The sequence below is a fragment of the Streptomyces milbemycinicus genome (assembly GCF_002154605.1).
Taxonomy (GTDB): Bacteria; Actinomycetota; Actinomycetes; order Streptomycetales; family Streptomycetaceae; genus Streptomyces; species Streptomyces milbemycinicus.
Map to the genome: position 1 here is coordinate 1 of NZ_MUNE01000194.1, position 18,339 is coordinate 18,339.

Here is an 18,339-nt window from a genome sequence, read left to right on the forward strand (position 1 = left end):
CGACGCCGAGGCGATCAGCGTGGCGGGCACCCTGCACGGCACCGCGTTCCCGGCGGACGTGGCCCCCACCGTCCGGGCCGTTCCGCGCGGCGGGCCGTCGAGCCCCTTCACCATCCCCGTCACGGCCCTCGGCCCGGCCGATTTCCGCTTCACCGTCCCGTACGAGCGGATCCGCGAAGCCGACGCGCACTCAGCCCAGGCGCCGGTATGGGATCTGACGCTCCGTCTCACTCCCGATGGCGCCGCGGTCGCGGGCGACACCGCTCCGCTCCGGGTCGGCCGGATACTGGGAGACATCGTCGACCGCAACAAGACGGACCTCTACCCGGTCACCGACGGCATCCGCCCCTACCTGACCAAGGCGAACAACCTGGCCGTCACCCTCCCGGCATGACGCTTCAGCAGCAGCCCGCCCCAGGCGCCGGATGTGCGAGCGGCAGCGTCCGCCTGTTGCGGGCCTCGCGGTTGCGGGCGGCGAGTTGGTCGTCGGCGGGGTAGCCGACCTGTTCGAGGGTCAGCCCGTGGGGGCGGACGACGTGGACCGCGGAGTCGCGGACCCCGGCGGCCAGCACCTTGGCGGGCCAGTCCGCCGGGCGGTGGCCGTCGCCGACGAAGAGAAGGGCGCCGACCAGGGAGCGCACCATGTTGTGGCAGAAGGCGTCGGCCCGCACGGTCGCCGTGATGATGCCGTCGGGGCCGCGCTCCCAGCTCAGCCGCTGGAGGGTGCGGATGGTGGTGGCGCCGTCGCGCTTCTTGCAGTACGCCGCGAAGTCGTGCTCCCCGAGCAGCTTCTGCGCGGCCTCGTTCATCGCGTCCACGTCCAGCGGCCAGTCGTGCCACAGCACATGGCCGCGCAGCAGCGGGTCGACGCCGCCGGGGTGGTCGACGACACGGTAGACGTAGCGACGCCAGATGGCGGAGAAGCGGGCGTTGAAGCCGGGCGGGGCCTCGCCGACGGACCAGACGCGTATGTCGTGCGGAAGCCGGCCGGCCAGGCGGCGCAGCAGCTTCTCGTGGTGCTCGGCCCAGATGGGCTCCGGGAGGTCGACATGGGCGACCTGGCCGCGCGCGTGGACGCCGGCGTCGGTGCGGCCCGCGACCGTCAGCTCCACCGGGTCCTGCATGCGCATGACGACCTTCAGGGCGCTCTCCAGCTCGCCCTGCACGGTGCGCACCGTGTCCCGGCCGCGCTGCTTCGCCCAGCCCGAGAAGTCCGTGCCGTCGTACGACAGGTTCAGCCGGACGCGTACGTAGCCGTCTGGCGCCTCGTCCGTCACCCAGAATTCCTCTCCATATGGGACGGGCCCGCCCCCAAGTGCTGGGGGCGGGCCCGTCACCTCAAGCCGTCAGAACGCTCAAGCGTCCGGCTCATCCCCGCGCAAGCGGGGACAGGCTCAGGCGTCCTTGGACTCTTCCGCCGGGGCCTCGGCCTCGGCAGCCTCGGCCGGAGCCTCGGCAGCCTCGTCCTTCTTCAGGCCCTCGAGCGCCTGGTCGCCGGCAGCGTCCTTGGCGGTGCGCTTGGTGGCGGCCTCGGCCTCGCCGACAGCCTGCTGCTGCACGGTCAGCGCCTCGACCAGCTCGATGATCGCCATGGGAGCGTTGTCGCCACGGCGGTTACCGATCTTGGTGATACGGGTGTAGCCACCCGGGCGGTTCTCGTAACGCGGGCCGATCTCCGTGAAGAGAGTGTGCACCACGCTCTTGTCACGGATGGTCTGGAGCACCAGACGGCGGTTGTGAAGGTCGCCCTTCTTCGCCTTGGTGATCAGCTTCTCCGCGACCGGGCGCAGGCGGCGGGCCTTCGCCTCGGTGGTCTTGATGCGGCCGTGCTCGAACAGCGAGGTGGCGAGGTTCGCCAGCATCAGCCGCTCGTGCGCCGCGCTGCCGCCCAGACGGGCACCCTTGGTGGGCCTCGGCATTGTTTCTCCTTTGGTCTGCACCGGCCGTATGAGGTACCGGTGTCAGTTACCGACGGGCGAGTGCCCGCCGGAAGTCTTCAGGCTTCAGCTCAGGGCCCCGAGCGCGAAGCTCGGGGCCCCAGGGCTCAGTACTGCTCGGTCTCGACGAAACCGGCGTCCGCGTCGTCGTCCGCGCCGAACGCGTCCGCGGCCGCGGTCGGGTCGAACCCGGGCGGGCTGTCCTTGAGCGCCAGGCCCATACCGGCCAGCTTGGCCTTGACCTCGTCGATCGACTTGGCGCCGAAGTTGCGGATGTCGAGCAGGTCCGCCTCGGACCGCGCCACGAGCTCACCCACGGAGTGGATGCCCTCGCGCTTGAGGCAGTTGTACGAGCGGACGGTGAGCTCGAGCTCCTCGATCGGCAGCGCCAGATCGGCGGCCAGGGCGGCGTCCGTCGGGGACGGGCCCATGTCGATGCCCTCGGCGTCGATGTTGAGCTCGCGAGCCAGGCCGAACAGCTCGACCAGGGTCTTACCGGCCGAGGCCATGGCGTCACGCGGGCGCATGGCCTGCTTGGTCTCGACGTCGACGATCAGCTTGTCGAAGTCGGTGCGCTGCTCGACACGGGTCGCCTCGACCTTGTAGGTGACCTTGAGCACCGGCGAGTAGATGGAGTCGACCGGGATCCGGCCGATCTCCTGGCCGACCTGCTTGTTCTGGACGGCGGAGACATAGCCGCGACCGCGCTCGACGGTCAGCTCCATCTCCAGCTTGCCCTTGCCGTTCAGCGTGGCCAGGACCAGGTCGGGGTTGTGCACCTCGACACCGGCCGGCGGGGCGATGTCGGCGGCGGTGACCAGGCCGGGGCCCTGCTTGCGCAGGTACATCACGACCGGCTCGTCGTGCTCGGAGGAGACGACCAGCTGCTTGATGTTGAGGATGAGGTCGGTCACGTCCTCCTTGACGCCCGGCACGGTGGTGAACTCGTGCAGGACCCCGTCGATCCGGATGCTGGTGACAGCCGCACCGGGGATCGAGGAGAGGAGCGTACGACGCAGGGAGTTGCCGAGGGTGTAGCCGAAGCCCGGCTCCAGCGGCTCGATCACAAACCGGGAGCGGAATTCGTCGACGACCTCTTCGGTCAACGAAGGACGCTGAGCGATCAGCATGGTGTTTTTCCTTCAGTCGTGGGCGCCCGCTATTTGACGCCCTCTGTACTGACGATGGTACGGGCGGCACGGGCCAAACGGCTCGTACCGCCCGTAACCGGAGCCACCCCGAGAGGTGGCCCAAGCGTCGTGCCTACTTCGAGTAGAGCTCGACGATCAGCTGCTCCTGCACCTGGGTGTCGATCACCTGGCGCTCGGGCAGCGAGTGGACGAGGATCCGCAGCTGCGACGGGATGGCCTCCAGCCACGCCGGCACGGTGCGCTCGCCGGCCTCGGCCTGAGCCACCTGGAAGGGGGTCAGGGTCCGGGACTTCGGGCGGACCTCGATGATGTCGTTCACGGCGACGCGGGCCGACGGGATGTCGGTCTTGCGGCCGTTCACATTGATGTGCCCGTGGCGGACCAGCTGCCGGGCGTGGTCGCGGGACTTGGCGAAGCCGGCCCGGTAGACCACGTTGTCCAGCCGCGACTCGAGGATGCGAAGAAGGTTCTCACCGGTCTTACCGGTCTTCTTGTTCGCCTCCGCGTAGTAACCACGGAACTGCTTCTCAAGGACGCCGTAGATGCGGGTCGCCTTCTGCTTCTCACGGAGCTGCAGCAGGTACTCGCTGTCCTTGGTGCGCCCGCGACCGTGCTCACCCGGGGGGTAAGGACGGATCTCGATCGGGCACTTCGCGCTCTCGCACTTGCTCCCCTTGAGGAAGAGCTTCTGCTTCTCCCGACGGCAACGCTTGCAGTCGGCCCCGGTGTAACGCGCCATTTTCTGGTATCTCTCCTACTTCAGCTGGTCAGACGCGGCGACGCTTGGGCGGGCGGCATCCGTTGTGCGGAGTCGGAGTGACGTCCTGGATCGAACCCACCTCCAGGCCGGTGGCCTGGAGCGAGCGGATCGCGGTCTCACGGCCGGAGCCCGGACCCTTGACGAACACGTCGACCTTGCGCATGCCGTGCTCCTGCGCCCGGCGGGCGGCCGACTCGGCGGCCATCTGCGCGGCGAACGGAGTCGACTTGCGCGAGCCCTTGAAGCCGACATGGCCGGCCGAGGCCCAAGAGATCACGTTCCCGGTCGGGTCGGTGATCGAGACGATGGTGTTGTTGAACGTGCTCTTGATGTGAGCGTGCCCGTGGGCGACGTTCTTCTTCTCCTTGCGGCGCACCTTCTTGGCGCCGGCCGTACGGCTCTTCGGAGGCATTCGGTGTATCTCCCGTGGAGGTGGTCGGTCCTACAGCCGGACCGCTTGAACAGCGTCCGGTGCGGACTACTTCTTGCCCGGCTTCTTCTTACCGGCGATGGCGCGACGCGGGCCCTTGCGGGTGCGGGCGTTGGTGCTGGTGCGCTGGCCGTGGACCGGCAGGCCCCGGCGGTGACGCAGACCCTGGTAGCAGCCGATCTCGACCTTGCGGCGGATGTCGGCCTGGATCTCGCGACGGAGGTCACCCTCGGTCTTGATGTTGTTGTCCACGTACTCGCGGATCTTGACCAGGTCCTCTTCCGCCAGGTCGCGAACGCGGGTGTCCGGGTTCACGCCGGTGGTGGCGAGGGTCTGCTGGGCAAGGGTGCGGCCGATGCCGAAGACATAGGTGAGGGCGACCTCGACGCGCTTGTCGCGCGGGAGGTCAACGCCTGCGAGGCGTGCCATGAATCTGGCTCCAGATGGTTGTCGGAGGTCTTCCGCAGCACCACTCCCGGCCGCCGCGCGGCGGTGGCCAGGTCCCCGGCCTCCGACCGGGGGTGTCGTCCCCGCGGGCACAGGAACGGATGACTGCGTATGTACGTATGTGTATGCGTCGCGCGAAGATACTGCGAGGTGCAGGTCGTGCGGTCAGGCGTACGTCAGCCCTGGCGCTGCTTGTGGCGCAGGTTGTCGCAGATGACCATGACCCGACCGTGGCGGCGGATCACCTTGCACTTGTCGCAGATCTTCTTGACGCTCGGCTTGACCTTCATGGGTGTGAGGTTCTCCGGGTCGTGAGATCTACTTGTAGCGGTAGACGATCCGTCCGCGCGTCAGGTCGTACGGAGAAAGCTCCACGACGACCCGGTCATCGGGCAGAATGCGGATGTAGTGCATACGCATCTTGCCGCTGATGTGCGCGAGGACCTTGTGACCGTTCTGGAGCTCCACCTTGAACATCGCGTTCGGCAGAGACTCGATCACGGTGCCCTCGATTTCGATGGCGCCTTGCTTCTTGGCCATGTCCTGCTTTCGGGATCGGCTACCTTGATCGGTTCGCGACATGCCGAAAGACACGCGTGAGCCGACGTGTCAGTCTACGTCAGCCCATCGCGAAACACTAATCCGGGGCAGCATGCCCCGAACCGGAGATCATTAAGCCGATCGGGATCTTACGCCAGGGGATCCGGAGCCGTCTGTATCCCATACTCGGCGAGCTTGGCCGCCCCGCCGTCCACGGCGGTCAGCACCAGCGGGCCCTCCTCGGTGAGCGCGACCGAGTGCTCCCAGTGGCTGGACCAGGTGCCGTCGTCCGTCTTGACCGTCCAGTCGTCGGACAGCACATGGGTCTTCGCGGTGCCCAGGCTCACCATGGGCTCGATCGCGATACAGAAGCCGGGCACCAGCCGCGGGCCCTTGCCACGCTTCTTCGAGACATAGTTCAGCAGGTGCGGGTCCATGTGCATCTGGCTGCCGATGCCGTGGCCGCCGTAGTCCTCGATGATCCCGTACTTACCGGAGGCCGGGCGCGGCTGGCGCCGGATGTAGCCCTCGATGGCCTTGGAGACGTCGACCAGGCGGTTGCCCTTGCGGACCGCGGCGATACCGGCCCACATGGACTCCTCGGTCACCCGGCTCAGCTCGTACAGCTCGGGCGCATGGCCGTCGCCCACGAAGGCGGTGAAGGCGGCGTCGCCATGCCAGCCGTCCACGATCGCGCCCGCGTCGATGGAGATGATGTCGCCGTCCTTGAGGACGGTTTCGGCGTCCGGGATGCCGTGCACCACGACATCGTTCACCGAGGTGCAGATGGTCGCGGGGAAGCCCCCGTAGCCCAGGAAGTTCGATTTGGCGCCGTGGTCGGCGATCACCTTGCGGGCGACGTCGTCCAGGTCCTTGGTCGACGCGCCGGGGACGGCCGCCTCGCGGGTGGCCTGGTGGATGGCCGCGACGACCAGCCCCGCCTCACGCATCTTCGCGATCTGCTCGGGGGTCTTTATCTCCACCACTGGGACTGCCTTCCCGCGTTTCCGCCATTGCCGTCGTTCACCTGGCCGACCACCAGGCCGACGCTCTCTGCACAACAGTACGGCCGCGGCGCCCGATGGGCACCGCGGCCGTAAGTAGTCCTTCAGCGACCTCAGGCCGCCTTGGCCGCCAGCACATCCATGGCCCGCTGGGTGACCTCGGAGACCTTGCCGAGCGCCGGAATCGTCACGACCTGGCCCTTGGCCTTGTAGTAGTCGATGATCGGCTCCGTCTCCCGGTGGTAGACCTCCAGCCGCTTGCGGACGGTCTCCTCGCTGTCGTCCTCGCGCTGGTACAGCTCGCCGCCGCACTCGTCGCAGACGCCTTCGGTCTTCGGCGGCGCGCCGGTGACATGGAAGACATGGCTGCTGTCGTTGCGGCAGATGCGCCGCCCGGCGATACGCCGGACGACCTCGTCCTCGGGAACCTCGAGGTCCAGCACCGCGTCCAGCGAGATCTGGTTCTCCCGGAGGAACTCATCCAGCGCCTCGGCCTGCGCCAGATTGCGAGGGAAACCGTCCAGCAGGAAGCCCGGCGCGGCGTCCGGCTGGCGCATCCGGTCTTCGGCCATGCCGATGGTGACCTCGTCCGGCACCAGCTGGCCGGCCCGCATGTAATCCTGCGCCTGCCGGCCGAGGGGCGTGCCCTGGCTGATGTTCGCGCGGAAGAGGTCGCCCGTGGAGATGTGCGGGATCGACAGGTTCTTGGCGAGGTACGCGGCCTGCGTACCCTTGCCAGCCCCAGGAGGCCCGACGAGGACGATTCGCATCAGCGGAGGAACCCTTCGTAATGTCGCTGCTGAAGCTGGCTCTCGATCTGCTTCACGGTCTCCAGGCCGACACCCACGATGATCAGGATGCTGGTCCCGCCGAACGGGAAGTTCTGATTCGCCTTGAGCGTCACCAGCGCCACCGTGGGCACCAGGGCGATCAGTCCCAGATAGAGCGAACCGGGCCACGTAATGCGGTTCAGCACGTAGCTCAGATACTCAGCCGTGGGACGACCTGCCCGGATGCCCGGAATGAACCCACCATACTTCTTCATGTTGTCGGCAACTTCTTCGGGGTTGAAGGAGATGGCCACGTAGAAGAAAGCGAAGAAGACGATGAGCAGGAAGTACGTAGTGATGTAGTAGGGGTGGTCGCCCCTGACGAAATTGGTCTCGATCCATGTGGCCCAGCCCGCTTTGGACCCGCTGAACTGAACGATCAGCGCGGGAATGTAGAGCAGCGAGGACGCGAAGATGACGGGAATCACACCCGCCTGGTTGACCTTCATCGGAATGTAGGTCGAGGTACCGCCGTACGAACGACGGCCGATCATGCGCTTCGCGTACTGGACCGGGATGCGGCGCTGGGCCTGCTCGACGAAGACCACCAGGCCGACCATGACCAGGCCACACAGGACGACCAGGCCGAACTCCAGCCAGCCCCCCATGATCTTGCCCTGCTGCTTGATCGTCCACATGGCGCTCGGGAAGCCGGCCGCGATGGAGACGAACATCAGGATCGACATGCCGTTGCCGATGCCGCGGTCGGTGACCAGCTCACCGAGCCACATGATCAGCGCCGTACCCGCGGTCATCGTGATGACCATCACGACCGTGGTGAAGATCGCGTCGTCCTTGACGATCTGGTTGCCGACATCGCAGGCCTGGAACAGCTGGCCGCTGCGGGCGGTGGCCACCAGACCGGTGCCCTGCAGAATCGCGAGCGCCACGGTCAGATAGCGGGTGTACTGTGTGATCTTCGCCTGACCCGACTGGCCCTCCTTCTTGAGGGCTTCGAGGCGCGGGATCACCACGGTCAGCAGCTGCAGGATGATGCTCGCCGTGATGTACGGCATGATCCCGAGCGCGAAGATGGTGATCTGCAGCAGCGCGCCGCCGCTGAACATGTTGACCAGGCCGAAGAGCCCCTGCTGACCCTTGGCCTGATCGATGCAGGTCTGGACGTTCTGATAATTGATGCCCGGGATCGGGATATGTTGCCCGAGCCGGAACAGCACGATGATGCCCAGCGTGAACAGCAGCTTCTTGCGCAGGTCGGGCGTCTTGAACGCCCGGGCGAACGCGGTGAGCACGGTGCCTCCTGCGCCCCCCGCGTCAGCCGCGAGAGGTGGTGGTCTTGAGAATCGACGAATACTTATCGGTCAAGGCCCGCGCGTGCACGGGCCGCGCGGAAGGTAACAACGCACGCCACCTTACCGGCGACCTGGCCCCCCTTGGAACGACCAACCGGGGATGCCCCGTATGTGGGGCATCCCCGGCCAGGTGTGCCACCGTTCTCAGACGAGCTCGGTGACCGTGCCTCCAGCGGCGGTGATCTTCTCCTTGGCGGAGCCGGAGACGGCGTCGACCGTCACCTGGAGCGCCACGGAGACCTCGCCGGTACCCAGCACCTTGACGAGCTGGTTCTTGCGAACCGCGCCCTTGGCGACCAGGTCGGCCACCGTGACCTCGCCACCCTGCGGGTAGAGCGCGGCCAGCTTGTCCAGGTTGACGACCTGGTACTCGGTGCGGAACGGGTTCTTGAAGCCCTTGAGCTTCGGGAGCCGCATGTGGAGGGGCATCTGCCCACCCTCGAAGCGCTCCGGAACCTGGTAACGGGCCTTGGTGCCCTTGGTGCCACGACCAGCGGTCTTACCCTTGGACGCCTCACCACGACCGACACGGGTCTTGGCGGTCTTGGCACCCGGGGCGGGCCGGAGGTTGTGGACCTTCAGCGGGTTGCTGCTGTCCGCCATGTCAGTCGACCTCCTCGACCGTCACGAGGTGCCGCACGGTCTTGGCCATGCCGCGGAACTCGGGGCGGTCCTCCTTGACAACCGTGTCGCCCAGCTTCTTCAGGCCGAGCGAACGCAGGGTGTCGCGGTGGTTCTGCTTGCTGCCGATGTACGACTTCGTCTGCGTGATCTTCAGGCGGGCCATGCTCACGCACCCACCCCGGCACGCGCCCGCAGCAGAGCGGCGGGGGCGACGTCCTCGAGCGGCAGACCACGACGGGCGGCGATCTCCTCGGGGCGCTGCAGGCCCTGAAGAGCGGTCACCGTGGCGTGCACGATGTTGATCGGGTTCGACGAGCCGAGCGACTTGCTGAGCACGTCGTGAATGCCCGCGCACTCCAGCACGGCGCGCACCGGGCCACCGGCGATCACACCGGTACCGGGCGAAGCCGGCTTGAGCAGCACGACGCCCGCGGCCTTCTCGCCCTGAATCGGGTGCGGGATGGTGCCGGCGATCCGGGGGACCTTGAAGAAGTGCTTCTTGGCCTCCTCCACACCCTTGGCGATGGCGGCCGGCACCTCCTTGGCCTTGCCGTAACCGACACCCACGGTGCCGTCACCGTCGCCCACCACGACCAGCGCGGTGAAGCTGAAGCGACGACCACCCTTCACAACCTTGGCGACGCGGTTGATCGCGACAACGCGCTCGACGTAAGCGGTCTTCTCGGCAGCTCCGCCGCCGTCCCGCCGGTCCTTCCGGTCCCGCCGCTCGCCGCCACCGGCGCCGCCACCGCGGCGCTGGGGTCCAGCCATTGGATTTACCTCTCTCGTTTATGTCCGCTGTGCGTAGGGACCTGGGCTAGAACTTCAGCCCGGCCTCGCGGGCGGCGTCCGCCAGAGCGGCGATACGCCCGGCGTACTGGTTACCACCGCGGTCGAACACGACGGCCTCAACGCCCGCCGCCTTGGCCCGCTCGGCGACCAGGGCGCCGACCTGCTTGGCCTGCGCGCTCTTGTCACCCTCGCCGCCACGGATGGAGGTGTCCAGGGTCGACGCCGAGGCCAGCGTGTGGCCCGCGATGTCGTCGATAACCTGCGCCACCATGTGACGGTTGGAACGCGTCACAACGAGGCGGGGGCGCTCCGGGGTACCGGAGATCCGCTTGCGGACGCGGATGTGACGGCGCTTGACGGCGGCAGCCTTACGGGCGTCGCCCTTGGCGATCTTCACACCGTATGCCATGGCTTACTTACCAGCCTTTCCGACCTTGCGGCGGATGACCTCGCCCGCGTACTTCACGCCCTTGGCCTTGTACGGGTCGGGCTTGCGCAGCTTGCGGATGTTCGCGGCGACCTCGCCGACCTTCTGCTTGTCGATGCCCTCGACGCTCAGCTTGGTCGGGGACTGCACCTTGAAGGTGATGCCCTCGGGCGCCTCGACCACGATCGGGTGGCTGTAGCCCAGGGCGAACTCCAGGTTGGAGCCCTTCGCCTGGACGCGGTAACCGACACCGCTGATCTCGAGCGCCTTGCTGTAGCCCTGGGTCACGCCGGTGATCATGTTCGCCACCAGCGTGCGGGACAGGCCGTGCAGGGCCTTGTTCTGACGCTCGTCGTTCGGGCGGGTGACAACGAGGTTGTTGTCCTCACCCTTGGCGACCTCGATGGGCGCGGCGACGGTGTGCGAGAGAGAACCCTTGGGGCCCTTCACTGCGACCGTACGGCCATCGATGGTGACGTCCACACCAGCGGGAACCTGGATGGGCAGCCGTCCAATTCGCGACATGGCTCTTCCTCCGTTCCCTGGTTACCAGACGTAGGCGAGGACTTCCCCGCCCACACCCTTCTTGCCTGCCTGCTTGTCGGTGAGCAGCCCGTGCGACGTGGAGATGATCGCCACGCCCAGGCCGCCGAGCACCTTCGGCAGGTTGGTGGACTTTGCGTAGACCCGCAGACCCGGCTTCGAAATCCGCTTGATGCCGGCGATCGAGCGCTCGCGGTTGGGGCCGAACTTCAGCTCGAGGACGAGGTTCTTGCCGACCTCGGCGTCCTCGACCTTCCAGCCGGTGATGTAGCCCTCCTGCTGGAGGATCTCCGCGATGTGCGACTTGATCTTGCTGTGCGGCATCACGACGGAGTCGTGGTACGCCGAGTTCGCGTTTCGCAGACGGGTCAGCATGTCTGCGATCGGATCGGTCATGGTCATGATGGCCTTCGGCCTCTCTCGCCGGGGTTTCCTATCTGCGCCATCCCTCTCACCCAACTCAGTGGTGGGCACGGGTGCGGCGCGGGGACCTACGGCGTAGTAAGACGATTCTGGGCAGCGGGTGCCCAACCCCACAAGCCTACGGGATTGTGGGGCGGGCTCCCGCCATCCATTTGCTTACCGAGAGTCCTGGTTCATCCCGCTTAGGGGGATTACCAGGAGCTCTTGGTCACGCCCGGCAGCTCGCCACGGTGAGCCATCTCACGGAGGCACACGCGGCACAGGCCGAACTTGCGGTACACGGAGTGGGGCCGGCCGCAGCGCTGGCAGCGGGTGTACCCGCGCACACCGAACTTCGGCTTGCGGGCGGCCTTTGCGATCAGAGCCTTCTTCGCCACGGTCAGTTCTCCTTGAACGGGAAGCCGAGGAGACGAAGCAGGGCACGGCCTTCCTCGTCGTTGGACGCCGTGGTCACCACGGTGATGTCCATGCCCCGTACCCGGTCGATCTTGTCCTGGTCGATCTCGTGGAACATGACCTGCTCCGTGAGACCGAAGGTGTAGTTGCCCCGGCCGTCGAACTGCTTCGGCGACAGACCACGGAAGTCGCGGATGCGCGGCAGCGCGAGCGACAGCAGGCGGTCCAGGAACTCCCACATGCGGTCACCGCGGAGGGTGACGTGGGCACCGATCGGCTGGCCCTCGCGCAGCTTGAACTGCGCGATGGACTTACGGGCCTTGGTGACGGCCGGCTTCTGGCCGGTGATCGTGGCGAGGTCGCGGATGGCGCCCTCGATCAGCTTGGAGTCGCGGGCGGCGTCGCCCACACCCATGTTGACCACAATCTTGGTGAGACCCGGGATCTGCATGACGTTCTCGTAGGAGAACTGGTCCTTCAGCTTGCCCGTGATCTCTTCGCGGTAGCGCAGCTTGAGGCGCGGTGCAGTGGTGGTGGCAGTCATCAGATGTCCTCACCGGTCCGCTTGGCAACGCGGATCTTGTTGCCCTCGTCGTCGAAGCGGTATCCGACGCGGGTGACGACCTTCTTGCCGTCCTTCTCCACCACGAGCTGAACGTTGCTCACGTGGACCGGAGCCTCGGTCGTCACGATGCCGCCGGTCTTCGAACCACGAGCGGTCTGGCCGGCCTTGGTGTGCTTCTTGACCCGGTTGACACCCTCGACCAGGACGCGGTCCTCGCGGGGGTAGGCCTGGATGACCTTGCCCTGCTTGCCCTTGTCCTTGCCGGTGATGACCTGAACCAGGTCGCCCTTCTTGATCTTCATCGGTTACAGCACCTCCGGCGCGAGCGAGACGATCTTCATGAACTTCTTCTCGCGCAGCTCACGGCCCACCGGGCCGAAAATACGGGTGCCGCGGGGGTCGCCATCGTTCTTGAGGATGACGGCCGCGTTTTCGTCGAAGCGGATGTACGAGCCGTCCGGGCGGCGGCGCTCCTTGACGGTGCGCACGATGACCGCCTTGACGACCTCGCCCTTCTTCACGTTGCCACCGGGGATCGCGTCCTTGACGGTGGCGACGATGACGTCACCGATGCCCGCGTAGCGGCGACCGGAACCACCGAGAACACGGATGCAAAGGATCTCCTTCGCGCCCGTGTTGTCGGCGACGCGCAGTCGCGACTCCTGCTGGATCACGTCTATCTCCTGATCGTCTGCCGGTTCCCGGCGGGCCGTGCGCAAGTGACTTGCGCACGGCCCGCCGAGCCTGGCGGAACTGGCCTGGGGGCTGCTGCCCTCAGGGGATTACTTGGCCTTCTCGAGGATCTCGACGACGCGCCAACGCTTGGTCGCGGACAGCGGCCGGGTCTCCATCAGGAGGACACGGTCGCCGACACCCGCGGCGTTCTGCTCGTCGTGCGCCTTGAGCTTGTTCGTACGGCGGATGACCTTGCCGTACAGGGCGTGCTTGACGCGGTCCTCGACGGCGACGACAACGGTCTTGTCCATCTTGTCGCTGACGACCAGACCCTCACGGGTCTTACGGAAGCCGCGCTTCTCGTCGTTGTTCTCTACAGTCACATTCGTCTCGCTCATCAGGCGCTCTCCACCGTCTCGATGCCGAGCTCGCGCTCCCGCATCAGGGTGTAGATCCGGGCGATGTCCTTGCGGACGGCCTTCAGCCGGCCGTGGTTCTCGAGCTGTCCGGTCGCCGCCTGGAAGCGGAGGTTGAACAGCTCTTCCTTGGCCTCACGGAGCTTGCCAACGAGGTCCTCGTTGTTCAGCTCACGCAGCTCGGACGCCTTGGTACCGGCCGCCATCACGACTCACCTGCCTCGCGCCGCACGATCCGGCACTTCATCGGGAGCTTGTGAGCAGCGCGGGTGAGCGCCTCACGCGCAGTCTTCTCGTTCGGGTAGGACAGCTCGAACATCACCCGACCGGGCTTGACGTTCGCGATCCACCACTCAGGCGAGCCCTTACCGGAACCCATGCGGGTCTCGGCCGGCTTCTTCGTCAGCGGACGGTCCGGGTAGATGTTGATCCAGACCTTGCCGCCACGCTTGATGTGGCGGGTCATCGCGATACGCGCGGCCTCGATCTGACGGTTGGTGACGTACGCCGGGGTGACGGCCTGAATGCCGTACTCGCCGAACGCCAGCTCCGTGCCGCCCTTGGCCATACCCGACCGCTTCGGGTGGTGCTGCTTGCGGTGCTTGACCCTGCGAGGGATCAGCATGTCGGTCAGGCCTCCGTTCCGGTGCTCTCAGCAGCCGGAGCAGCGGTCGCGGCGGCCTCGGCCTTGGGGGCCTCGGCTGCGGCGTTCTGCTGCTGCGGCTTACGGCCGCGGCCACCGCGCTCGCCGCCACGGCCACGCTGCGGGCGGTCGCTGCCGCCACCGCGCGACGGGCGGTTGCCGGCGCGGGCGGCGGCGTTCTCGGCGCGGACCTCGGCGATGTTCTTGACGTCGCCCTTGTAGATCCACACCTTGACGCCGATGCGGCCGAAGGTCGTACGGGCCTCGAAGAAGCCGTAGTCGACGTTCGCGCGGAGCGTGTGCAGGGGCACACGGCCCTCGCGGTAGAACTCCGAGCGGGACATCTCGGCGCCGCCGAGACGGCCACCGCACTGGATCTTGATGCCCTTGGCACCGGCCTTCATCGTGCTCTGCATCGACTTGCGCATCGCACGACGGAAGGAGACGCGGGAGGACAGCTGCTCGGCGACGGCCTGGGCCACCAGCTGAGCGTCCACCTCGGGGTTCTTGACCTCGAGGATGTTCAGCTGCACCTGCTTGCCGGTGAGCTTCTCCAGCTCGCCGCGGATACGGTCGGCCTCCGCGCCGCGGCGGCCGATGACGATGCCCGGCCGGGCGGTGTGGATGTCGACGCGGACGCGGTCACGGGTGCGCTCGATCTCCACCTTGGAGATACCGGCGCGCTCCATGCCCTTCGTCATCATCCGGCGGATGGCGACGTCTTCCTTGACGTAGTCCTTGTACAGCTTGTCGGCGTACCAGCGGGACTTGAAGTCCGTGGTGATGCCGAGCCGGAACCCATGCGGGTTAACCTTCTGGCCCATTACCGGGTTCCTTCCTTGCTGCTGACGACCACGGTGATGTGGCTGGTCCGCTTGCGGATCCGGTAGGCGCGGCCCTGGGCGCGCGGACGGAACCGCTTCAGGGTCGGGCCCTCGTCGACGTACGCCTCGGAGATGACGAGGCTGTCGGCGTCGGTGTGGTCGTAGTTGTGCGCGGCGTTGGCAATGGCGCTGTCCAGCACCTTGCCGACCGGCACGCTCGCGGCCTGCGGAGCGAATCGCAGGACCGCCTGAGCCTCCGTGGCACTCATGCCACGGATGAGGTCCACCACGCGGCGGGCCTTCATGGGCGTGACGCGGATGTACCGCGCCTGGGCCCTGGCTTCCATGGTTGTCCCTTCGGTGTCTGTCTGAGTCATTCGCTTGCTCCGCTGATCAGCGACGACGCGACTTGCGGTCGTCCTTCTCATGGCCGCGGAAGGTGCGGGTCGGCGCGAACTCGCCGAGCTTGTGGCCGACCATCGACTCGGTGACGAACACCGGGACGTGCTTGCGGCCGTCGTGCACCGCGATCGTGTGGCCGAGCATGGCCGGGACGATCATCGAGCGGCGGGACCAGGTCTTGATGACGTTCTTGGTGCCGGCTTCGTTCTGGACATCCACCTTCTTGATCAGGTGGTCGTCGACGAAGGGCCCCTTCTTGAGACTGCGCGGCATCTAAACCCGCTCCTAGCGCTTCTTGTTCGTCTTGCGGCGGCGGACGATGTACTTGTTGCTGGCCTTCTTCGGCGAGCGAGTACGACCTTCCTTCTGGCCCCACGGGGAAACCGGGTGGCGACCACCGGAGGTCTTGCCCTCACCACCACCGTGCGGGTGGTCGACCGGGTTCATCACGACACCACGCACGGTCGGGCGGACGCCCTTCCAGCGCATACGGCCGGCCTTGCCCCAGTTGATGTTCGACTGCTCGGCGTTGCCGACCTCGCCGACGGTGGCGCGGCAGCGGATGTCGACCAGGCGGACCTCACCGGAGGGCATGCGCAGATGCGCGAAGGAGCCCTCCTTGGCCAGCAGCTGCACGGAGGCACCCGCGGAGCGGGCGAACTTCGCGCCGCCGCCGGGCCGCAGCTCGATGGCGTGGATCGTGGTACCGACCGGGATGTTGCGCAGCGCCAGGTTGTTGCCCGGCTTGATGTCGGCCCCAGGGCCGTTCTCGACCCGGTCGCCCTGCGACAGGCCGCGCGGCGCGATGATGTAGCGCTTCTCGCCGTCGGCGTAGTGCAGCAGCGCGATGCGCGCGGTGCGGTTGGGGTCGTACTCGATGTGTGCGACCTTCGCCGGGACGCCGTCCTTGTCATGACGGCGGAAGTCGATCACGCGGAACGCACGCTTGTGACCGCCACCCTGGTGGCGGACCGTGATGCGGCCGGCGTTGTTACGACCACCCTTGCTGTGCAGCGGGCGGACCAGCGACTTCTCCGGCGTGGACCGCGTGATCTCGACGAAGTCGGCGACGCTGGAGCCACGACGGCCCGGGGTCGTCGGCTTGTACTTGCGGATACCCATTTCTCAGTCCTCGGAAGATTCCGGACTTCTGGACGCTCCGGTCTCCGTTAGGAGACCGGGCCGCCGAAGATGTCGATTCGGTCGCCCTCGGCGAGGGTCACGATGGCGCGCTTGGTGTCCTTGCGCTTGCCGAAACCGGTCTTGGTGCGCTTGCGCTTACCCTGCCGGTTGATCGTGTTGACCCCGGTGACCTTGACCGAGAAGACCGCCTCGACGGCCTGCTTGATCTGGGTCTTGTTGGCGCCGGGCGCGACGATGAACGTGTACTTGTTCTCGTCGAGCAGCGCGTAGCTCTTCTCGGACACCACCGGCTTGACGAGAACGTCGCGGGGGTCCGTGAAGGTCTTGCTGGTGACAGCGGTCGCCTCACTCATCAGGCGGCGCTCCCTTCGGTCTTCTCAGCGGCCTTGGGACCAGCCACGAAGGACTCGAAGGCGGCCTTGGTGAAGACCACGTCGTCGGAGACGAGCACGTCGTACGTGTTCAGCTGGCCCGGCTCCAGGATGTGCACCTGGGGCAGGTTACGGGCGGACAGCCACGCGGCCTCGTCGCTCCGCTCGACGACCAGGAGCAGGTTCTTGCGCTCGCTGATCTTGCCGAACAGGGTCTTGGCGGCCTTGGTGGAGACCTCGCCCTCGATCACGCCGGTCACGACGTGGATACGGCTGTGGCGCGCCCGGTCGGAGAGGGCACCGCGCAGTGCGGCGGCCTTCATCTTCTTCGGGGTGCGCTGGCTGTAGTCGCGCGGCACGGGGCCGTGCACGACGCCACCGCCGGCGAACTGCGGCGCGCGGGTCGAGCCCTGACGGGCGCGGCCGGTGCCCTTCTGGCGGTACGGCTTCTTGCCACCGCCGCGGACCTCGCCACGGGTCTTCGTCTTGTGCGTGCCCTGACGGGCAGCGGCCAGCTGGGCGACGACGACCTGGTGGATCAGCGGAACGCTGACCTGCGCGTCGAAGATCTCCGCGGGGAGCTCGACGGTCCCGGCCTTGTCGCCTGCCGGCGAAAGGATGTCAATGGTGCTCATCGGTTACCTCAGGCCCCCTTGGCCGCGGTACGGACCAGGACGAGGCCGCCGTTCGGACCAGGAACCGCTCCCTTGATCAGGAGCAGACCCTTCTCCGCGTCAACGGCGTGGACGGTCAGGTTCTGGGTGGTGACCCGCTCATTGCCCATACGGCCGGCCATGCGCAGGCCCTTGAACACGCGGCCCGGGGTGGCGCAGCCACCGATGGAGCCCGGCGAGCGGTGCTTGCGCTGGGTGCCGTGACCGGCGCCCAGGCCCTTGAAGCCGTGGCGCTTCATGACACCGGCGGTGCCCTTGCCCTTGCTGGTGCCGGTCACATCGACCTTCACACCGGACTCGAACACCTCGGCCGTGACCTCCTGGCCGAGCGCGTACTCGGACGCGTCGGCGGTGCGCAGCTCCACCAGGTGGCGGCGCGGGGTCACATCGGCCTTGGCGAAGTGGCCCTTGAGGGGCTTGTTCACCTTGCGCGGGTCGATCTCGCCGAAGGCGATCTGGACGGCGTCGTAGCCGTCCGAGTCAGCGGTACGGACCTGGGTCACGACACAGGGGCCGGCCTTGACGACGGTGACCGGGACGATGCGGTTGTTCTCGTCCCACACCTGCGTCATGCCGAGCTTCTCACCCAGGACGCCCTTGATCTGCTTAGCCATCTCGCGCGTCACCTCAGAGCTTGATCTCGATGTCGACGCCGGCCGGCAGGTCGAGACGCATGAGCGAGTCGACGGTCTTCGGCGTGGGGTCGAGGATGTCGATGAGGCGCTTGTGCGTACGCATCTCGAAGTGCTCGCGCGAGTCCTTGTACTTGTGCGGCGACTTGATGACGCAGTACACGTTCTTCTCTGTGGGCAGCGGCACCGGGCCCGCGACCGACGCACCAGTGCGGGTCACCGTCTCGACGATCTTCTTCGCCGAGGAGTCGATGACCTCGTGGTCGTAGGCCTTGAGCCGGATGCGGATCTTCTGTCCCGCCATGGCTGCTTCGTAGTCCTGTCTCTCGTAACGCTCCGGAACCCGGTCGGCTCCCGCCCTCTCCCCGCCCCACCTC

Annotated in this window: 32 protein-coding genes and 1 pseudogene; 1 reads left to right on the forward strand and 32 read right to left on the reverse strand. The window is 67.0% G+C overall.

Features of this window, described 5'->3' with window-relative positions:
• A pseudogene (locus CCN51_RS17175) lies at positions 1-394 on the forward strand (glycosyltransferase family 4 protein); the annotation flags it as partial.
• Between the two features lie 4 nt (positions 395-398).
• Here CCN51_RS17175 and truA read toward each other — a convergent pair.
• The 32 genes from truA to rpsJ all read right to left on the reverse strand — a co-directional run bounded on the left by truA (position 399) and on the right by rpsJ (position 18,266).
• Entirely contained in the window at positions 399-1,277 is an 879-nt protein-coding gene (gene truA, locus CCN51_RS17180; protein ID WP_014178791.1) for a tRNA pseudouridine(38-40) synthase TruA, read from the reverse strand.
• A gap of 117 nt (positions 1,278-1,394) precedes the next feature.
• Entirely contained in the window at positions 1,395-1,919 is a 525-nt protein-coding gene (rplQ, locus tag CCN51_RS17185; RefSeq protein ID WP_014178790.1) for a 50S ribosomal protein L17, read from the reverse strand.
• Between the two features lie 125 nt (positions 1,920-2,044).
• A complete protein-coding gene (locus CCN51_RS17190; protein ID WP_003966937.1) occupies positions 2,045-3,067 on the reverse strand; it encodes a DNA-directed RNA polymerase subunit alpha in 1,023 nt (340 codons plus the stop codon).
• A 133-nt stretch (positions 3,068-3,200) separates the two neighbouring features.
• The gene (rpsD, locus tag CCN51_RS17195; RefSeq protein ID WP_014178789.1) at positions 3,201-3,827 is read right to left on the reverse strand and encodes a 30S ribosomal protein S4; all 627 of its coding nucleotides are present in this window, start codon (positions 3,825-3,827) and stop codon (positions 3,201-3,203) included.
• A 28-nt stretch (positions 3,828-3,855) separates the two neighbouring features.
• Positions 3,856-4,260, reverse strand: coding sequence for a 30S ribosomal protein S11 (gene rpsK / locus CCN51_RS17200; protein WP_009715860.1), 405 nt, complete (start codon positions 4,258-4,260; stop codon positions 3,856-3,858).
• A gap of 66 nt (positions 4,261-4,326) precedes the next feature.
• Entirely contained in the window at positions 4,327-4,707 is a 381-nt protein-coding gene (gene rpsM / locus CCN51_RS17205; RefSeq protein WP_014178788.1) for a 30S ribosomal protein S13, read from the reverse strand.
• 194 nt (positions 4,708-4,901) lie between these two features.
• On the reverse strand, positions 4,902-5,015 hold the full coding sequence (gene rpmJ, locus CCN51_RS17210; RefSeq protein ID WP_003956441.1) for a 50S ribosomal protein L36: 114 nt from the start codon (positions 5,013-5,015) through the stop codon (positions 4,902-4,904).
• A 28-nt stretch (positions 5,016-5,043) separates the two neighbouring features.
• Positions 5,044-5,265 carry a translation initiation factor IF-1 gene (gene infA, locus CCN51_RS17215; RefSeq protein WP_003956442.1) on the reverse strand — a complete coding sequence of 74 codons (222 nt, stop codon included), beginning with the start codon at positions 5,263-5,265 and terminating at the stop codon, positions 5,044-5,046.
• A gap of 149 nt (positions 5,266-5,414) precedes the next feature.
• Positions 5,415-6,251 (reverse strand): type I methionyl aminopeptidase, encoded by an 837-nt coding sequence (gene map / locus CCN51_RS17220; RefSeq protein WP_014178787.1) that lies wholly within the window; start codon positions 6,249-6,251, stop codon positions 5,415-5,417.
• A 131-nt stretch (positions 6,252-6,382) separates the two neighbouring features.
• Positions 6,383-7,039: an adenylate kinase gene (locus CCN51_RS17225; protein ID WP_014178786.1), complete on the reverse strand. Its 657-nt coding sequence runs from the start codon at positions 7,037-7,039 to the stop codon at positions 6,383-6,385.
• Complete coding sequence (secY, locus tag CCN51_RS17230) at positions 7,039-8,352, reverse strand: preprotein translocase subunit SecY (protein ID WP_014178785.1); 1,314 nt, start codon at positions 8,350-8,352, stop codon at positions 7,039-7,041. The genes CCN51_RS17225 and secY overlap by 1 nt, the downstream gene beginning before the upstream one ends.
• Before the next feature lie 204 nt (positions 8,353-8,556).
• On the reverse strand, positions 8,557-9,015 hold the full coding sequence (gene rplO, locus CCN51_RS17235; RefSeq protein ID WP_014178784.1) for a 50S ribosomal protein L15: 459 nt from the start codon (positions 9,013-9,015) through the stop codon (positions 8,557-8,559).
• A 1-nt stretch (position 9,016) separates the two neighbouring features.
• Positions 9,017-9,199 carry a 50S ribosomal protein L30 gene (gene rpmD / locus CCN51_RS17240; RefSeq protein ID WP_014178783.1) on the reverse strand — a complete coding sequence of 61 codons (183 nt, stop codon included), beginning with the start codon at positions 9,197-9,199 and terminating at the stop codon, positions 9,017-9,019.
• 2 nt (positions 9,200-9,201) lie between these two features.
• Positions 9,202-9,807 carry a 30S ribosomal protein S5 gene (gene rpsE / locus CCN51_RS17245; protein WP_014178782.1) on the reverse strand — a complete coding sequence of 202 codons (606 nt, stop codon included), beginning with the start codon at positions 9,805-9,807 and terminating at the stop codon, positions 9,202-9,204.
• Positions 9,808-9,853: 46 nt separating this feature from the next.
• A complete protein-coding gene (rplR, locus tag CCN51_RS17250; RefSeq protein ID WP_014178781.1) occupies positions 9,854-10,237 on the reverse strand; it encodes a 50S ribosomal protein L18 in 384 nt (127 codons plus the stop codon).
• Between the two features lie 3 nt (positions 10,238-10,240).
• Complete coding sequence (gene rplF / locus CCN51_RS17255; RefSeq protein WP_014178780.1) at positions 10,241-10,780, reverse strand: 50S ribosomal protein L6; 540 nt, start codon at positions 10,778-10,780, stop codon at positions 10,241-10,243.
• A gap of 21 nt (positions 10,781-10,801) precedes the next feature.
• Positions 10,802-11,200, reverse strand: coding sequence for a 30S ribosomal protein S8 (gene rpsH, locus CCN51_RS17260; protein ID WP_014178779.1), 399 nt, complete (start codon positions 11,198-11,200; stop codon positions 10,802-10,804).
• Between the two features lie 212 nt (positions 11,201-11,412).
• Positions 11,413-11,598, reverse strand: a complete 186-nt coding sequence (locus CCN51_RS17265) for a type Z 30S ribosomal protein S14 (protein ID WP_003948630.1) — start codon at positions 11,596-11,598, stop codon at positions 11,413-11,415.
• A 2-nt stretch (positions 11,599-11,600) separates the two neighbouring features.
• Positions 11,601-12,161, reverse strand: coding sequence for a 50S ribosomal protein L5 (gene rplE, locus CCN51_RS17270; RefSeq protein ID WP_014178778.1), 561 nt, complete (start codon positions 12,159-12,161; stop codon positions 11,601-11,603).
• Positions 12,161-12,484: a 50S ribosomal protein L24 gene (gene rplX / locus CCN51_RS17275; RefSeq protein WP_014178777.1), complete on the reverse strand. Its 324-nt coding sequence runs from the start codon at positions 12,482-12,484 to the stop codon at positions 12,161-12,163. The genes rplE and rplX overlap by 1 nt, the downstream gene beginning before the upstream one ends.
• Before the next feature lie 3 nt (positions 12,485-12,487).
• A complete protein-coding gene (rplN, locus tag CCN51_RS17280; RefSeq protein ID WP_014178776.1) occupies positions 12,488-12,856 on the reverse strand; it encodes a 50S ribosomal protein L14 in 369 nt (122 codons plus the stop codon).
• 108 nt (positions 12,857-12,964) lie between these two features.
• The gene (rpsQ, locus tag CCN51_RS17285; protein WP_014178775.1) at positions 12,965-13,255 is read right to left on the reverse strand and encodes a 30S ribosomal protein S17; all 291 of its coding nucleotides are present in this window, start codon (positions 13,253-13,255) and stop codon (positions 12,965-12,967) included.
• Entirely contained in the window at positions 13,255-13,479 is a 225-nt protein-coding gene (gene rpmC, locus CCN51_RS17290; RefSeq protein WP_009715874.1) for a 50S ribosomal protein L29, read from the reverse strand. The genes rpsQ and rpmC overlap by 1 nt, the downstream gene beginning before the upstream one ends.
• Positions 13,479-13,898, reverse strand: a complete 420-nt coding sequence (gene rplP / locus CCN51_RS17295) for a 50S ribosomal protein L16 (protein ID WP_014178774.1) — start codon at positions 13,896-13,898, stop codon at positions 13,479-13,481. Before rplP ends, rpmC begins: the two co-directional genes overlap by 1 nt.
• Positions 13,899-13,903: 5 nt before the next feature.
• A complete protein-coding gene (gene rpsC / locus CCN51_RS17300; protein ID WP_014178773.1) occupies positions 13,904-14,740 on the reverse strand; it encodes a 30S ribosomal protein S3 in 837 nt (278 codons plus the stop codon).
• A complete protein-coding gene (gene rplV, locus CCN51_RS17305) occupies positions 14,740-15,087 on the reverse strand; it encodes a 50S ribosomal protein L22 (RefSeq protein WP_014054168.1) in 348 nt (115 codons plus the stop codon). Before rplV ends, rpsC begins: the two co-directional genes overlap by 1 nt.
• Positions 15,088-15,133: 46 nt before the next feature.
• Positions 15,134-15,415 carry a 30S ribosomal protein S19 gene (gene rpsS / locus CCN51_RS17310; protein ID WP_014178772.1) on the reverse strand — a complete coding sequence of 94 codons (282 nt, stop codon included), beginning with the start codon at positions 15,413-15,415 and terminating at the stop codon, positions 15,134-15,136.
• A 12-nt stretch (positions 15,416-15,427) separates the two neighbouring features.
• Positions 15,428-16,264, reverse strand: a complete 837-nt coding sequence (gene rplB / locus CCN51_RS17315; RefSeq protein ID WP_014178771.1) for a 50S ribosomal protein L2 — start codon at positions 16,262-16,264, stop codon at positions 15,428-15,430.
• A gap of 47 nt (positions 16,265-16,311) precedes the next feature.
• Positions 16,312-16,638 (reverse strand): 50S ribosomal protein L23, encoded by a 327-nt coding sequence (gene rplW / locus CCN51_RS17320; protein ID WP_014178770.1) that lies wholly within the window; start codon positions 16,636-16,638, stop codon positions 16,312-16,314.
• The gene (gene rplD, locus CCN51_RS17325) at positions 16,638-17,291 is read right to left on the reverse strand and encodes a 50S ribosomal protein L4 (RefSeq protein ID WP_014178769.1); all 654 of its coding nucleotides are present in this window, start codon (positions 17,289-17,291) and stop codon (positions 16,638-16,640) included. Before rplD ends, rplW begins: the two co-directional genes overlap by 1 nt.
• A gap of 8 nt (positions 17,292-17,299) precedes the next feature.
• A complete protein-coding gene (gene rplC / locus CCN51_RS17330) occupies positions 17,300-17,944 on the reverse strand; it encodes a 50S ribosomal protein L3 (RefSeq protein WP_014178768.1) in 645 nt (214 codons plus the stop codon).
• 13 nt (positions 17,945-17,957) lie between these two features.
• Positions 17,958-18,266: a 30S ribosomal protein S10 gene (gene rpsJ, locus CCN51_RS17335; protein ID WP_003948644.1), complete on the reverse strand. Its 309-nt coding sequence runs from the start codon at positions 18,264-18,266 to the stop codon at positions 17,958-17,960.
• Positions 18,267-18,339 lie beyond the last annotated feature (73 nt).